The following is a 16,253-nucleotide window of genomic DNA, read 5'->3' as shown; positions in this document are numbered from 1 at the left end:
GACTAATGTTGCATTTATAACTTGAATTCACGTTTTAAAAACTGATTACTATTTGTTAAGAATCAATGATTATGAGAGATAAAACGTACTTAATAATTTTAATTTTTTGTTTTACAAAAGCGCTTTCTCAAACTAATGAGATGGTTGTGACAGTTTTTGATTCTTTATATAATCCAATAGAAGAAGTTCTTTTTATAGAAATTACTAGTGAAAAAGAACTAAAGACAGATTATAAAGGAGAAGTTGTTATTAGAGGTGAAGAAAAATCTAGCTACATTTTATTTAAAGAAAATTATATTACTAAGCAATATAGTTGGCTAGAATTAAATGAGAATAGAACTGTAATCCTAGAAAATGACAATCAAATTTTGTCAGAATTACTTATATATGTTTCTCCTACAAAAAATGATGCTAGTAGTATTAATTATAAAATTAATGAAAAACACTTAGGAGAAAATCCCACAGTATTTAATGTTATAGAAAACATCCCAATGTTTTTTATTAAAGGAGAAAAAATAAACTATAAGGGAAAAAGAGTTACTATAATTATTAATGGAAAAAAAACTATCGGTAAAATTGAAAATATTGACCCTAAAAACATTGAGTCTATTGAGGTAATACCTTATGGACATTCAGCTTACGGTGTTATTGGAGAGCCAGTAGTTAATATTGTAATGAAAGATAATGTATTGGACTACTTTAGGGAGGATTTAAACGTTGGGTACAATTTAAATAAGGGAAACTATATTTTTAACGCTAACTCGTTTTTTAAAAAGAATAAGGTAACAGTATCATTACCTATTAGACTAGGAAAATCTGTTTTTGATAGTCATAGTGCAACATATTCAGCAAGTAAGAAAATAAATAATAGCATCGATAAAACTAAGTCTTATGGTTTAACTCTACAACCAGAGATTAGTATTAAGATTAATGATAAAAACTCCATTAGTTCTTCATTCTTTTTATATACTCCTAAAAATAAAAACGACAGTAAGTATAATACTATCCAAAATGAATTAGAAGAGAGCTATAAGCAAGATATTAATTACCTAAATACTGGCGCATTACTTTCATATAACAATATAGTAAACGACAGTACTTCTTTTGATATATCATTTTTATACACTTATAATGAATATAAAAATAAAGGGGATTACCAACAGAAAAATTGGGAAAATATTCTATATGAAAATGCTCTTAACTTTGATGTTATTCTTAAAAAGAGAAAAAGACAATTTTTTAAGCTTCCCATGCGCTATGATATATATTACTCATATTATTACTCGGAACTTAAAAATGTAGAAGGTAATAATATTAATAATGAACGTCATAAATTTGCTTTTAATACTACATTAAGCTTAATTAAGAATGTTAGTTTCAATACAGATCTTTCATATAACCTTATTAATAATAATAAAAATATCTTATTAAATAGTTCAACGTTAGCATTTAACAAAAATTCCTTTTCAGCTTATCTAAATTATTATAATTCCTATCAATTAATTTCTGCATATGACTTAAACAAACAAAATAGTATAGATAGTAACTTAAATACAAATATTGATAATTATAATATTAAAAAAAGTAATATAGATAATTTATCAATCGAGTTTAATTATTCAATAAAAAATGGGGTAGATGTCTTTATTAGGGGGAAATATAAAATTCATCACAATGCACCAGTTAGTTACTTGTTTAAATCAGATGAAGATATGCTATTTAAGACAAGCTTAAACTCAGGAAGAAATGTAAGTTATGCTTTTGATATTGGTGGTTTTTTTGAAATCAATGATCATTTTATAATCCAATCACTCTTAAGCTTCAATAAATCTCAAGCTCAAATTTTAGATTATAAGTCTAGTAAAAATTTAGTTGGTTATGACTTTTATGCTAAATACAATTTAGACAAAGGCTTAAGTTTTAAATTATCTTCTTCATATAATAATTATGACATGTTTAGTGCTTTGGAATCAAATAAAGTAAAGTATCCTTTTGTAAGCTTAACGATTGAAAAAGAATTTATTAATAAGAATCTAAAAACTTCTTTAGTAATTAATAATCCATTTATTAAGGCTAAAGAGCAATATAATGCTTATTACTCTGATAGTTTTGATAATATAAATATAGTTGATACAAGATTTAAATCTAAAGAGATAAAGAACTATTCTTCAATATATGTTAGTTTAAGCTATACTCTAGGAAATAAAAAATTAAGAACGAAAAGAGACTTACCAATTAAGGCTAAATATTAAATTTAAAAAATTCCCTGAGGCTTGCCTCGGGATCAAAAGGAAAAGTTTGAAAAAACGGATGGTTTTTCAAAACACTTTGAAAAAGTGTAAATTAGCTGTATGGATGATGAGCATATTTATAAGAGTCGAAACAAGACGTTACTATTGTATCATATACTACTTCCAATGAAATATAGGTGTAAAGTACTTACAGAAGAATCAGGCCTAAGCTTAGTTAAAGTTTGTAAGGAAATCTCAGAAAGATATGAGATAGCATTTTGGGAGATAGTTTATGAATCAGACCATGTTCATTTTTTGAAACAGAGTGCGCCGAGTTTGTCATTAAGTCAAATAGTACGCACAATAAAAAGTATAATAGCTCGTGAAATGTTCCGTATTCACCCAGAAATAAAGCAATTATTATGGGGAAGAATTTTATGGACAAGTGTTTTTTTATGCAAATACAGTAGGCTTGTATGGCAAAAAAGAAGTAATACGAAAGTATATAGAAAATCAAGGTAAGTCAGACAAAGATTATCAGAAAGTATATTCTGGTCAACTTGCGCTGCTTTAACAATACCTCGTGGGCTTGCCTCGAGGTATTGTTATTATTTATCCAAAGTTTTTTCTAAGAAGAGAGTTTTTTAAGAAGCATTGCTTTTGTTTTTTATTGAGAAGTTTAATTTAGCTTAATCATGGCATTCCATCATTAGCAGATAACCTGTATTGTAACTTATGTGAACCAGTCCATCGTTTAAAACAGTATTACTACTTCCTGTACGTGTCCCTAGTGAAAGAGTTTCATTATTTAGGGGGTAAAGCAAGTTGGTCGAGACAATATTTGTAACCTCTCCTACGGGGATTAGCGATAGTATGGTATCTTTCTCATACCATTTTTTGAATAGTTTAGGCAAGGGATAGATACGGGAGTAATCGTCGTAAATCGTTATTTTGAGCTGTTCTCTATATTTACAAATATTGGTAATATTAGTAATGGTGTGGTCTGCACGTTTACCAGTAGCCCAGATGACATTAGCGGCAGGAATACCTCTGTCGATGAGATAGTCAAAGGCTTTTTCTAAGTCAGTAGAGTTCTGATCGGCAAGGTGCACAATCTCTATCGGGTATTGTTTTTCGCGGTATTTGTCAGCGTCAAAATTTCGATCAAAGTCGCCTATTAAAACATCAACTTTAATACCTAGTTCGATTACGCGTTCGATAGCTGAGTCAAGCACTACGACTAGTGGAGACCACTCTAATAATTGCCCCATTAACTCCTGACTACACGCTGCTCCATTGGCTATAATTAATGCAGGTTCTTGGTCATCTCTAACAATGTGGTGTGAAGACATAATTGTATTTATTTAACGCTGACAAAATAACTAAATACAATTTATATACGTTTACTTTTTTTACAAAAAAAGGTTATTACTTTTGGAATAATCTTATATTTGAACAGAAACAAAACATATTAGCATGATGAATTTATCACAAGAACAGTGGTGGGAGAAATATCAAGAGGACGACAATGCCGTAATCTTAGATGTACGCACAATAGAGGAAGTAGAAGAAGTAGCAATTCCTAATGCACTTCATATTGATATTTACAAAGGACAGGGGTTCTTAGACGAAATAGAACAATTGGATAAGTCGAAGAACTACTTTGTGTATTGTAAATCAGGAGGTAGAAGTAACCAGGCGTGTCTGTTAATGGGACAGTTAGGATTCGAAAATACATTTAACTTATTAGGAGGTATTACTGAGTGGGAAGGACCAACAGTAGGATAATCTTAATCAGAAAGTTATAAAGACAGGTCAGTAACCTCTGAGGTTACTGACCTGTCTTGTTAATTGAACACAAGGACAACTATTGTTTTTTATTTTAGTATAGCAATAGGAAGTGCTTTTGTATATTTGCTATCCAATATTTTGAAGGTAAAATTAACCATGACTAAAATATATTTTATAATCAATCCAATATCAGGGAAGGGGAAGCATGAAATTTCACAAGCTTACTTAGATACTTTCTTTGATTCAGATAAGTATCAAGTGTTTGCAAAATACTCGACCTATAAAAAACACGCTATTGTGCTTACACAAGAGGCTATTACGCAAGGTGCTGATGTGATAGTGGCGTGTGGAGGAGATGGTACGATTCATGAGGTAGCTACCGAATTAGTAGGGAAGGAAGTACGCTTTGGTATTGTACCTGTGGGATCGGGAAATGGTTTGGCATCAAATTTGTCTATACCCAAAGACATTGAGCAGGCAATCAAACGAGTACGTGATGGAAAATCTATGCGAATGGATGTAGGTAGTGTCAATGGGGAGTATTTCTTTAGTAATATGGGATTTGGTATAGATGCGACGATTATTGATAATTATGAAAAGTCAGGTAAGCGTAAACTGAGTGCTTACATCAAAGCATCGCTTAATTCAGCACAGAATTACAAGGCTAAGCGTATGAGGGTAAGTTATCAAGGACAAGTGAAAGAAGTTAATCCACTACTTCTTTTTATATCCAACTCCAATGAGATGGGGTATAATATGACTCTTACACCTAAGGCAAGTTTGACAGATGGTCAGTTAGATTATCTAATGGTACCAAAGATCAATATTTTTAAGCAGTTGACCTTTGGTCTGTATGTCTTGCTAAAGAAGACAGATCGCTTTAGGAAAACGGACTATGTACAGACGGATTATATTAAGGTGGAAATTATTGATCAGTCGCGCAATGGACTACAGATGGATGGAGAGTATTATCAGTACGATACCAATCATTTTGAAATAAAAGTCTTAAAAGGAGCTTTGCACGTGATTTATTAATGATAAAAGCTTTAATAAAAGCGTGAAGTTTGTAGCTTACTTATATAAAAAGTGTAAATTTGTCTTTTATATATAAACAACAAATAAGAAAAAATATTATGAATTCATTTGACGTAGTTGTAATAGGTTCAGGACCTGGAGGATATGTGTCTGCTATTCGTTGTGCACAGTTAGGATTTAAAACTGCTATTATTGAAAAATACTCAACATTAGGAGGTACATGTTTAAACGTAGGATGTATTCCTTCTAAAGCGTTGTTGTCTTCAACTCACTTAGTGGAGGAAACAAAGCACTTTGCTACTCATGGTATCGAGATTGCAGGTGATGTAAAAGTGGACTTAGCTAAGATGATTGAGCGCAAACAAGCAGTAGTAGATCAAACTTGTGCAGGAGTAAAATACTTAATGGACAAGAATAAGATTACTGTATTTGAAGGAGTAGGTTCTTTTGAAAATGCAACTACAATCAATATCACTAAAAAAGATGGTGCTGTAGAAACAGTTGAAGCAAAACACACTATTATTGCTACAGGATCAAAACCTTCTACATTGCCATTTATCACTCTAGATAAAGAGCGTATCATTACTTCTACAGAAGCTTTAAAGTTACCAGAAGTTCCTAAGCATCTTATCATCATCGGTGGTGGAGTTATTGGGTTAGAGTTAGGTCAAGTTTACTTAAGATTAGGTGCTCAAGTATCTGTAGTTGAATTCGCAGACAGAATTTTGCCAACTATGGATGGTGCTGTGTCTAAAGAGTTAACGAAAGTGTTGAAAAAACAAGGTATGAAGTTCTACACTTCTCACAAAGTACAAGCTGTAGTTCGTGAAGGTGATGTAGTAAAAGTATCTGCTGAAGATAAAAAAGGAGAAATCGTTACTTTAGAAGGAGATTACACTTTAGTAGCTGTAGGTCGTCGTCCGTATACTGATGGATTAAACGCTGAGAAAGCTGGAGTGAAATTGAATGAAAGAGGACAAGTTGAAGTAAACGATCATTTACAAACGTCAGCTGCTAATATCTATGCTATCGGTGACGTAGTTCGTGGAGCAATGTTAGCACACAAATCGGAAGAAGAAGGTGTGATGGTAGCTGAGTTCTTAGCAGGACAAAGACCTCATATTGACTATAACCTGATCCCAGGTGTAGTATATACATGGCCTGAGATTGCTGCTGTTGGACAAACAGAAGAGCAATTAAAAGCTGCTGGAGTAGAGTATAAATTAGGTAGCTTCCCATTCAAAGCATTAGGACGTGCTAGAGCAAGTGCTGATACTGATGGATTCGTTAAAATCTTAGCTGATAAAAATACAGATGAGATCTTAGGAATTCACATGGTTGGTGCTCGTGCTGCTGACTTAATTGCTGAAGCTGTAGTAGCTATGGAGTATAGAGCATCTGCTGAGGATATCGCTAGAATGTCTCACGCTCACCCAACATTTGCAGAAGCTATCAAAGAAGCGGCTTTAGCTGCTACTGATAACAGAGCAATTCACGTGTAAGTATCTAAACGATATATTCAAAAAACGCCTAAACAATCATTTGTTTAGGCGTTTTTTATTTTTGTCGATTGATTATATTTGTATTTATAACTAATTAACAATAATTATGAAGAAGAGTTTACTTATCGTTGGGATAGTGTTATTGCTGACAGGCTGTAGCAAGAATGATGATGCACCAGGGAGTGACCCTGTATTTGATGCGCCTTATACAGAATTGACGAGTTTAGATCAAGTACCAACGGGATACCTGAAGTATGCAGGTAATAAAGTTGGTAGTCGTCCTGTGGGATTAGTGTCTGAAACTGATGGCAATTGCAAAGAAAAGGATCATTTATATGTCCCTGAAGATAGAAAAGTATGGAATTATAGTAACTACGCCAAGACAAAAACAGAGGATAACAAAGAAACGTGTAAGCTGATTTGGGACTTACCAGAGGAGATTGTGATTCGAAGTATTGCAAAACCTGGGTATGCAATGGTTTATGTTAGTACACAGCACAAAAGACCAGCTACAGAAGCAGAGTTAGAAGTTGATCCTGATAAAGAGTATTATATAGAACGTAAACAAGTATTTAGTGGTGAGTTAGCCATCGGTTTTCAAAAGGGTTATATGCGCTTAGAGGATAAGCTTTCAAATATCACAGAGGGAAGTATGAATAAAGGAGTGTCTTATTTGTATTTTCACACGAAATAAATCAGTATATATAGAAAGGAGTTTGAAATACTCCTTTTTTGTGTTTATAGCTCTACTTCGTAATTTATGCGATAAATACTAACAAAACCTTAGCTAGGGTTTAGTGTTTTTCTCAATAGATTTGTATCTTACATTTAAAATAAACTAAAATGGTAAAATATAATAAAGAAACACAGCAAGTAGAGATAAATGATAACTACAAGGGGCGACTGATGTCTTCTCGCATTATGTCTGTGAGTATATTGATTCTGGGAGCTTTGAAGCTTTATTTAGCGGATTGGAGTAATCCTCGAGAGATGGACTATGTCTTTTGTGTGATCGTAGCTGTCTTTTTGTATTTAGCTTATAAGAATCTGTTTGTCAATACTGCGATTGAAAAGATAGACAAATACAATATAAAATATGTGAAATTACCTAAAGCAATGGCTACAAAGGCTACTATTAGATTGAACAATGGTAAGTCTCGTGATGTATTTGGGTTAAAGCAAATAACTGATAAGGACAAGTTTAAAAAGATATTTTCAGACGCTAAAATCAAAGTAGTTTAATCGATGAGTTATTGTGCCTATGTAGCTTCTTTGGGAGAAGATTGGAGTAATCCGAACAAGTATTATCACGACAAGGAGTATGGAGTGCCACTATCTGATGATAATGAGTTATTCGAACGCTTAGTTCTAGAGATTAATCAAGCTGGACTAAGTTGGAATACAATATTGAATAAGCGCGCTAATTTTAAGCAAGCCTATGACCATTTTGTCATTGAAGTTGTAGCAAATTATACAGAGGAAAAGATTGCAGAACTTTTACAAGACAAAGGGATTATCAGAAATAGGTTGAAGGTCCATGCAGCGGTATATAATGCTCAACAGATAATCGTATTGCAACAAACACATGGCAGTTTTAAGAACTGGCTAGATCAGCAAGATTTTAGTACGATTGACAAAGCAGTCAAACTCTTTAAAAAGCAGTTCAAATTTGTCGGTGTAGAGATTGTGAAAGAGTTCTTGATGAGTACGGCTTATATGGAAGGAGCGCATGATATTGATTGTCCTTGCTATAGGAAGGTATCCCCGCGTATTTGAAAGAAATATAAAAAAAGTGAAAGTTAGATAGAGGATTTATAGTATTTTCTTTTTTTTTAAGTAATATTGTAGATTGAAATAAATAAATATAAATGAAAACGCTCAAATGGACTTGCGCACAGTAACGGTAACAAGGTATATTACTCCTTTGAGAGAGGGAGGGTCATTACCCGCTTTAGCAGAAGCAGATGATGGATTTAAGTATGTTTTGAAATTTAGAGGAGCAGGACATGGAGTGAAGGCGTTGATTGCTGAGCTATTAGGTGGGGTGATCGCGCAAAAGTTAGGGCTACAAGTGCCTGAACTAGTCTTTGCAGAATTAGATGAGGCTTTTGGACGTACTCAGGCTGATGAAGAAATACAAGACTTATTACAGTTTAGTAAAGGGTTGAATTTCGCTTTACACTTTTTGTCAGGTGCTTTGACTTATGATCCAGCAGCAGAAGAAATAGATGCGTATTTAGCGTCTAAAATAGTCTGGTTGGATGCATATATTACCAATGTGGATCGCACCTACCGAAATACAAATATGCTTGTATGGCACAGAGAATTGTGGTTAATAGACCATGGAGCTGCTTTTTATTTTCACCATTCGTTTACCAATTGGGAGAAGAGTGCTTTGACTCCTTTTAGTTTTATCAAGGATCACGTCTTGTTGCCCAAGGCAAGTATGCTAGATCAGGTAGATAAAGAGTTTAAGGAAATACTAAACCCACAGGTGCTTTTGGAGGTTGTAAATCTATTGCCTAGTGATTGGTTACAGTGGGAAGGAGTGGATTATACAGCAGAAGAGATACGAACTATTTATCACTCGTTTTTGTGTAACCGCTTAGCAAATTCAGCCTTATTTATTAACGAAGCCAAAAAACATAGGGAATGTTAGTATATGAGTATGCAGTAATTCGCTTTGTACCAAGAGTTGAGCGCGAAGAGTTTATCAATATTGGGTTGCTTTTGTTTTGCAAATCAAAGCGGCAATTGTTGAGTAGAGTATTGTTAGATCAAAACAGAATTACTTGTTTTTCCAGTGAAATTGAACCGTTAGAATTACAAAAATACGCAGAAGCCTTTGAAGCAGTTGCTCTAGGACGTACATGTGAGAACCCTATTGCTACACTAGCGGTTGATGAGCGTTTTAGGTGGTTGACGGCTGTCAAGAGTTCGTGTATTCAAACTTCTCGACCGCAACCAGGATTGACTACGGATTTAGAGATACTTTTTGATCGTTTATTTGAAGAATTAGTTTTATAATGCCATTATATCGTTTGAAAGATGAAGTAGCAATGCGCGTGAAGTTTTTTTTGATTCGCTTGCCATTTGCCATCAGTGCTTTAACTTTATTTATATTGATTTTTGAATTAGGGTTTAATACCCTAAAGGATTATCACAGCCTATTGCATCATGTTTATAACGCCTGTATAGCTATAGGATTAATTGCCGTGATAGCACGGTATTTTACCAAGGGGTACCGAAGTAGGTCGCGGGTGCTTATCTTTGATTTATTTAGTGTAGTATTGTTTACTACTTTGCTATTTACTCGATGGAATGCAGATTATACTAGTCATTTTTTTGATAGTAGTGCAGTTATATTTTTTGCAGTATTTGTCATGGTAGTGCGAGAGTTTTCCTCCCTACAGTTCAACTTAAAACAGACCAGACTTACCCCTCCACAATTATTTATCGTCAGTTTTCTATTGATTATTTTTGTTGGAGCGTTTATGCTGTCCTTTCCAAAATCGACTGTTACGCCTGGGAGTATGCGCTATATAGATGCTCTTTTTACAGCGACTAGTGCTGTATGTGTGACAGGACTTGCAACGGTAGATATTGGGTCTCAGTTTACCATATTTGGAAAGACAGCAATGATCTTTCTGATGGAGTGTGGTGGATTGGGTATTATGACTTTAGCTAGTTACTTCAGTTTCTTTTTTAAAGGGGGGTCTTCCTATGGAAACCAGTTAGCCATTAAAGATATGTCTGCTATCGACCGACTAGGTGACGTTTTTGGTACGTTAAAACGCATTATCGTTATCTCTGGGATTATACAAATCTTTGGAATGATAGCTGTATTTATGAGTATAAGACATCAGGAGTTTGCTTCATTGACAGACCGTGTTTTCTTTGCGATATTTCACGCTGTATCGGCTTTTTGTAATGCCGGTTTTTCTACCTTACCTGAGAGTTTGTATACTTTTGAGTATAGGTTCAACTATCCTTTACACATGATAATTGCCTCCTTGTTTATCTTAGGAGGATTAGGTTTTCCGATTGTGTATAATATTTATATGTATGTCAAAGATGTTTTGATTAACCGTGTATTGATGTTTAATTTTGAAGGGACTCGTAAGTTTATCCCTCGTGTTATTAACCTGAGTACGCGCATTATTTTGATCACAACAGGGATATTGATCGTAGGAGGAACCTTATTAATTTATGTATTAGAGTATAATAATACTCTGCGTGAGCATACAGGAATAGGTAAGTTGGTTACCGCATTTTTTACTGCAACATCACCGCGTACAGCTGGTTTTGCTACGGTGGATAATGGCATGTTTAGCGTGCCTACTTATTTGCTGATTATGTTACTGATGTGGATTGGAGCTTCGCCATTATCAACTGGAGGGGGTATCAAGACAAGTACTTTTGCTATCGCTATCTTGAATATATGGGCATTAGCCAAAGGAAAGACTGAAATAGATGTATTCCGTAGACAAGTAGGCGAGCAATCGGTATTAAGAGCATTTGCCATTATCTTGTTGTCGTTATTCGTCATCGGAATTGCTATCTTTGCACTGACTATTTTTGAACCAGATATCGAGTTGATTCACCTCGTGTATGAGGCTTTTTCTGCATATAGTACATCAGGATTGAGTGCGGGTATCACGAGTCAATTAAAAGATCCAAGTAAGATTATTATTATATTGGTCATGTTTATAGGTCGTGTGAGTATGTTGACTATTATCTTGTCAATGACCAAAAAAGAGCGTTTTACGAATTATAAATATCCAAAAGAAGAGATCTTAATTAACTAAGAAAGCGAATACAAATGAAATATATTATAGTAGGATTAGGGAACTTTGGAGCTTCATTAGCACAAAAACTAACAGAACAAGGTAACGAGGTAATCGGAATTGACAAGAGCATGAGTCGTGTGGATATGTATAAGGATAAAATATCACATACCATTTGCTTAGACTCGACTGACCAGTATATGATGGCTGGATTGCCTTTAAATAACACGGATATTGTTATAGTTGCTATTGGAGAAGATCAAGGGGCTAATATTATGACTACTGCAGTATTGAAGAACTTGAATGCTAAGCGATTAATCAGTCGTGCGATTACACCACTGCACGAGAATGTATTGCAGGCGATCGGTGTAGATGAGATTGTCCATCCAGAAGAAGAAACTGCAGAGCGTTGGGCAAAAAAGCTGTGTATCAAAGGAGTTGTCGATTCCTATGAGATCAATGGTCGATATAGTATAGTTGAGATTACGGTGTCTGAGCGTTTTGCTGGGAGGACATTAGGGGAGATCGGGTTTCGAACGAACTTCAACTTAGTTGTCTTGACTACGTTAAAGATTAAGGAAGAAAAGAATATCTTAGGTTTGAGTCGTAAAATTCATGAAGTACAGGGAATAGCTAGTTATGAAACTGTTTTGAATAAAGGGGATATCATGGTAGTTTACGGAGATAATAGAGATATAAAGAAAATATTAGCAGAATAGCGAAGTAGAAAAGCAGTAACATTTAATGGTTCTGCTTTTTTTTGTGGTCAGTTGATAGGGAATTCTTACGCCTTATTTAGGCCATGTTGTTTGCAATAGGCGATGTAGTGGTAAAGTTATAGGGATGCCAATCGATAACTAAGCATTGTGTATCCTAAACATGGAGCTGAATAAAACGCTTAATCTTACAGACAGTAGAAATAGATCCTTGTGATAAATATAGCCTATTCTTAATCTAGGTTAAGCAGTATCTTAGCGCGAAGAAATACCTTTACTATTCAAAAAATAAATACATTGTCTTATGTCACTACTTCATCATACAATAGCATCTCTAAAGGAGTTGCCATTACAAGAAAAACGAATGCCGGTATTATTTGTAGGACATGGTTCTCCTATGAATGCAATTGACGACAATGAGTTTTCTTTATATTGGGAAAAACTAGGTGCTTATTTGCCCAAACCTAAAGCTATTTTGGTAATTTCTGCCCATTGGTTGACAAAGGGAACACAAGTTACATCAGGGTTAATACAATCTACAATTCACGATTTTAGAGGATTTCCACAAGCACTTTTTGATGTTGATTATTCACCAGAAGGCGATCCAAAATTAGTCCATGATATTCAAAGTATGATTACTTCCACAGCAGTAGAAGAGTCCGAACAATGGGGACTTGATCACGGTAGTTGGTCTGTGCTTAGAAGAATGTTCCCACTAGCAGATATACCGACAGTACAGTTGAGTATTGATTATTACAAACAAGGAGATTATCACTATCATCTGGGTAGAGAATTGCAGACATTGAGAGACAGAGGGGTGTTGATTGTCGGCAGTGGTAATATTGTACACAACTTACGCATGGTTGATTGGGGGCAGATGGGGGTAGATAACTATGGTTTTGATTGGGCTATTGAGAGCAATGAGTTGATTAAACAGTATGTCATGAGCCGCGATTTCAATCCCTTGAAAAACTATCTGCACTTAGGAACAGCTGTACAATATGCTGTACCGACCCCTGATCACTATTACCCCTTGTTGTATATTTTGGGTGCTACCAGTGCGAAGGATCAGTTACATATCTTTAATGATAAGTATGTAGGAGGGTCACTAAGTATGTCCTCCTATTTATTTGGTTAAAAGAGGATAACTGTTTTTACAAGTTTACTGATCTTCTTGTGTTGATAAGTAATAGAATGATTGATTAGAATATCGAGGGCTTAGGTTTCAGGTTATAATAATTTTGTTTTACTTTATACCAACTATTTATTCTCTACTCGCTGTGGTTGCACACAGTAAATAACCTAATAAAGATGAACAATTTTACCTTTAACTATATAGAAACCTCGAGGTTCAAACTTAGAATATTGGAGGCTGAGGCTTATCAAGCCTTTTTAAAATCGGCTACAGATCAGGAAATCGCGTATTATATAGGTATTCCTTACCATCAGATAACCTATGAAAGAACCAAAGGGGCTATAGGTTTTCGCACCTTTAATAAGTCTTATAAAATGTTTGTTATTGTAGATAAGGCTACTGATCATGTGATAGGGCACTGTGGGTTTCATACCTGGTATGTCGATCATCATAGGGCAGAGATTGGCTATGCGCTATACCAAGAACAGTGGAAAGGGAGAGGAGTTATGACTGAGGTACTGCGTGCAGTATTGACCTATGGGTTTGATCGTATGAAGCTTATTCGTGTAGAGGCGTTCATTAGCCCTGAGAATATTGCTTCATTAAACACGGTGAAGAAGTTTGGCTTCACCCAAGAAGGGCTGTTGCGAAATCAATACATCAATAATGGCGAGATCGAAGACTCAATTCTCCACCGTTTATTAGTAGAAGAATTTCAATCTTAATAGAAATATTTAAGGTGAAAATGACGATATAGTTGTCTTTTTTACTATTCTCAAAATAGTACCAGCATTTTGTTGTAAAAAGTGAGTTCGGCAACTACCAAACTAGCTATTTACTCAGTAAATACAAGGTTTTTTTGAGTGATATCCGATATTTCTTCGAGTGTTCTTCGGTAGAAGTGTTTAAAATAGGGGGTTTTACCGAACAAGACTCGGAGTAGTGTTAGGTGAAGCCTTATAAATACTAGGGTTAAGTATAGTTTTTATAGCTTTTGGATTAAAATTAATAAGGCAAAATGAGAAGGCATAACACCTAAGATGATGGTGTTTTTTACATTTATTAGCAATCCATTTTTTTATTTGAAAAATAAAGGTGTGAGGTAATGAAAAAGAGGATAGCTAATACTAGTATCCTCTCTTGTATTTGATGTTTTATCTATTGTAACTATTTCAGATATAGTTCCATTTCATTTTGTTCTAAAAATGCTTGACCTCCAATTGATTTAATGAACATATTCAGACCGAAGTTTTGTGCATCTATATTAGTGATATAGAATTCTTTTCTTTCCGGTAAACAATGACTGACTAACAGTGTGCCAATTCCTTTTCTTCTGTAAGGTTCTTTTACCCAAATCTGGTGTATTTTTCCATTGGCTGGGTTAAATATAATGTACCCAATAAGTTGATTGTCTAGCACTGCTTTTTTCAGTATTAGATTGCGTTCATTGTTTGATATGCAGAATTCGTTGTTTTGCCAAGAAGGCAACAGGTCTTTTTCGGCATAGTGGACAAGGTATTCGTAATAGGAGGTGTCCTTAATCTCTATGTTGTTAAGAAGCTCTTTCTGAGATAGTTTATACTTGGTTTTTCCCTTTAAACAGTTAAGACTACGCCATTTTTTGAACCCAATTTTTCGATAGGCTTTAAATGCAATATCGTTAGTAGAAATCACTTCCAGTGATATTTTACGTATATCGAAGCTCCTAAAGATAGGTAGGCCATACTCGTACATTTTTGTTGTAAGATTATTACCTCTATATTCAGGAATAACGCCAGTGGCAGCGTTGTATAATTTATAATTGTTTCTTCCGTGCAGAATGAAGCCTACTAGTTTTTTATTGGCATAAACACCGATTGAATCACTTAGTTGGATACCTTCTGTTTTTATCTTCTTTTCAAGTTCTTCTCTAGTAAGCTGCATAGGTACTACATAGTCGTGGAACGCTTTGTTGAATACCTCTACTAGTTCGTCGAAATTTACATTGTTTAGAAACCTATATTGGAAATTAGTACTCATAGAACTCTTTCGTCAATTTATTGAATATGTGTTTTATATTGTGTTTGGCTGCAAAATGGGAGTTAATTCCACACCAAAGTGAGTTAAAATTAGGAATATTTTTTTGTTTTGCAAAAAAACGTATGTTTTGTGTTAAAATATTTTGAATTGGATAAGGGGGAATGCTAATGTTTGACTGATCTATTAACTCCATGAAATTATTGTCAATCCCTCGTGCCCATTTACCTGAGAAAGATTTGGTAAGTTTTGTTTTGACGGGTGTTCCTTTAGATAATAAATTTTTTTGGTAATCCATTGCATTGCTTTCATCAGAAGCGATGAAAAGAGAGCCAAAAGTAGCAAAGGCAGCACCTTTGTCAATATACTTTCTCGCTTGACTACCCTTGTAAAGGCCTCCTGTTACGATAAGTGGTTTGTCAATCGAACTGTTAATCACTTGATTGAATAGTTGGTCTAAGGGAAGGTTTTGTTCGGTTGTGTCATGTAGAAAACTTCCTCTGTGTCCACCGGCTTCTATGCCTTGTAACGTGATGGCATCAATAGTGTGATCACTTAAATACTGGGCTTCTTCTAACGTAGTCGCTGTGCCGATTAAGTAAATGCCTTCTTGGTGTAATCGCTCTATTTCTGGAGGAGTAAAACAACCAAAAGTAAAGCAAATCACTTTAATACCGTGAGCGATAGCCAGCTCCACAAGAGGCATATAAGTGTCTTGTTTGAATTCTGTAATCTGAGTGTATGGGATATTATTAGAGAGACAAACCTTGGACAAGAGATGCTGCATAAGATCTATTTGCGAGTCATCTTGAGTAACCAGAGGGTTGAGAAAGACATTTACGGCAAAAGGTTTATTGGTTAGTTCTTTGGTTTGCTTGATGAGTTTGTCACACATCTCTACAGGTAATCCGCCAAGTGGCAGTGTACCTAAGCCTCCTTCGTTAGCGATGGCAGCTACCATCGCTGGTGTGGTTACACCTAGCATTGGTGCTTGACCAATGCTGTGCTCAATACCTAAAATGTCTTTTAAATTTCTCATA

At 34.7% G+C, this 16,253-nt stretch carries 16 protein-coding genes and 1 pseudogene; 14 read left to right on the top strand and 3 right to left on the bottom strand.

Annotated elements, in window-relative coordinates; genetic code table 11:
- Nucleotides 1–71 precede the first annotated feature (71 nt).
- Both GJV77_RS01070 and tnpA read left to right on the top strand, forming a co-directional pair.
- Entirely contained in the window at nt 72–2,252 is a 2,181-nt protein-coding gene (locus tag GJV77_RS01070; RefSeq protein ID WP_162521546.1) for an outer membrane beta-barrel protein, read from the top strand.
- 99 nt (nt 2,253–2,351) lie between these two features.
- Nucleotides 2,352–2,805: pseudogene (gene tnpA / locus GJV77_RS01065) on the top strand (IS200/IS605 family transposase).
- Between the two features lie 115 nt (nt 2,806–2,920).
- Here tnpA and GJV77_RS01060 read toward each other — a convergent pair.
- On the bottom strand, nt 2,921–3,583 hold the full coding sequence (locus tag GJV77_RS01060; protein ID WP_155034507.1) for a thiamine diphosphokinase: 663 nt from the start codon (nt 3,581–3,583) through the stop codon (nt 2,921–2,923).
- A gap of 124 nt (nt 3,584–3,707) precedes the next feature.
- Between GJV77_RS01060 and GJV77_RS01055 the strand changes: the two genes are divergently transcribed.
- The 12 genes from GJV77_RS01055 (at nt 3,708) to GJV77_RS01000 (ending at nt 13,922) form a co-directional block, all read left to right on the top strand.
- Nucleotides 3,708–4,019: a rhodanese-like domain-containing protein gene (locus GJV77_RS01055; RefSeq protein ID WP_155034506.1), complete on the top strand. Its 312-nt coding sequence runs from the start codon at nt 3,708–3,710 to the stop codon at nt 4,017–4,019.
- 159 nt (nt 4,020–4,178) lie between these two features.
- Nucleotides 4,179–5,057, top strand: a complete 879-nt coding sequence (locus tag GJV77_RS01050) for a diacylglycerol/lipid kinase family protein (protein WP_155034505.1) — start codon at nt 4,179–4,181, stop codon at nt 5,055–5,057.
- A gap of 98 nt (nt 5,058–5,155) precedes the next feature.
- On the top strand, nt 5,156–6,559 hold the full coding sequence (gene lpdA, locus GJV77_RS01045) for a dihydrolipoyl dehydrogenase (RefSeq protein ID WP_155034504.1): 1,404 nt from the start codon (nt 5,156–5,158) through the stop codon (nt 6,557–6,559).
- 106 nt (nt 6,560–6,665) lie between these two features.
- A complete protein-coding gene (locus tag GJV77_RS01040) occupies nt 6,666–7,253 on the top strand; it encodes a lipoprotein (RefSeq protein WP_155034503.1) in 588 nt (195 codons plus the stop codon).
- Nucleotides 7,254–7,402: 149 nt separating this feature from the next.
- Nucleotides 7,403–7,801 (top strand): hypothetical protein, encoded by a 399-nt coding sequence (locus GJV77_RS01035; protein ID WP_155034502.1) that lies wholly within the window; start codon nt 7,403–7,405, stop codon nt 7,799–7,801.
- 3 nt (nt 7,802–7,804) lie between these two features.
- Nucleotides 7,805–8,335 (top strand): DNA-3-methyladenine glycosylase I, encoded by a 531-nt coding sequence (locus tag GJV77_RS01030; RefSeq protein ID WP_155034501.1) that lies wholly within the window; start codon nt 7,805–7,807, stop codon nt 8,333–8,335.
- Nucleotides 8,336–8,441: 106 nt separating this feature from the next.
- The gene (locus GJV77_RS01025) at nt 8,442–9,218 is read left to right on the top strand and encodes a HipA family kinase (RefSeq protein WP_155034500.1); all 777 of its coding nucleotides are present in this window, start codon (nt 8,442–8,444) and stop codon (nt 9,216–9,218) included.
- On the top strand, nt 9,212–9,586 hold the full coding sequence (locus tag GJV77_RS01020) for a DUF3037 domain-containing protein (protein ID WP_155034499.1): 375 nt from the start codon (nt 9,212–9,214) through the stop codon (nt 9,584–9,586). The genes GJV77_RS01025 and GJV77_RS01020 overlap by 7 nt, the downstream gene beginning before the upstream one ends.
- Entirely contained in the window at nt 9,586–11,367 is a 1,782-nt protein-coding gene (locus GJV77_RS01015) for a TrkH family potassium uptake protein (RefSeq protein WP_155034498.1), read from the top strand. Before GJV77_RS01020 ends, GJV77_RS01015 begins: the two co-directional genes overlap by 1 nt.
- 14 nt (nt 11,368–11,381) lie before the next feature.
- Nucleotides 11,382–12,065, top strand: a complete 684-nt coding sequence (locus GJV77_RS01010) for a potassium channel family protein (protein ID WP_155034497.1) — start codon at nt 11,382–11,384, stop codon at nt 12,063–12,065.
- A gap of 301 nt (nt 12,066–12,366) precedes the next feature.
- Nucleotides 12,367–13,200, top strand: a complete 834-nt coding sequence (gene ygiD, locus GJV77_RS01005) for a 4,5-DOPA-extradiol-dioxygenase (RefSeq protein WP_155034496.1) — start codon at nt 12,367–12,369, stop codon at nt 13,198–13,200.
- Nucleotides 13,201–13,373: 173 nt separating this feature from the next.
- Nucleotides 13,374–13,922 (top strand): GNAT family N-acetyltransferase, encoded by a 549-nt coding sequence (locus GJV77_RS01000; RefSeq protein ID WP_155034495.1) that lies wholly within the window; start codon nt 13,374–13,376, stop codon nt 13,920–13,922.
- Between the two features lie 442 nt (nt 13,923–14,364).
- Here GJV77_RS01000 and GJV77_RS00995 read toward each other — a convergent pair whose 3' ends face one another.
- Together GJV77_RS00995 and GJV77_RS00990 are read right to left on the bottom strand one after the other, a co-directional pair.
- Complete coding sequence (locus GJV77_RS00995; protein ID WP_155034494.1) at nt 14,365–15,216, bottom strand: GNAT family N-acetyltransferase; 852 nt, start codon at nt 15,214–15,216, stop codon at nt 14,365–14,367.
- Complete coding sequence (locus GJV77_RS00990) at nt 15,206–16,252, bottom strand: NAD(P)H-dependent flavin oxidoreductase (RefSeq protein ID WP_155034493.1); 1,047 nt, start codon at nt 16,250–16,252, stop codon at nt 15,206–15,208. The genes GJV77_RS00995 and GJV77_RS00990 overlap by 11 nt, the downstream gene beginning before the upstream one ends.
- Nucleotide 16,253 lies beyond the last annotated feature (1 nt).

Origin of the sequence: Myroides pelagicus (assembly GCF_009711055.1) — a bacterium.
Lineage (GTDB): Bacteria > Bacteroidota > Bacteroidia > Flavobacteriales > Flavobacteriaceae > Flavobacterium > Flavobacterium pelagicum.
This window is presented reverse-complemented; position numbering and strand designations above follow the sequence as displayed.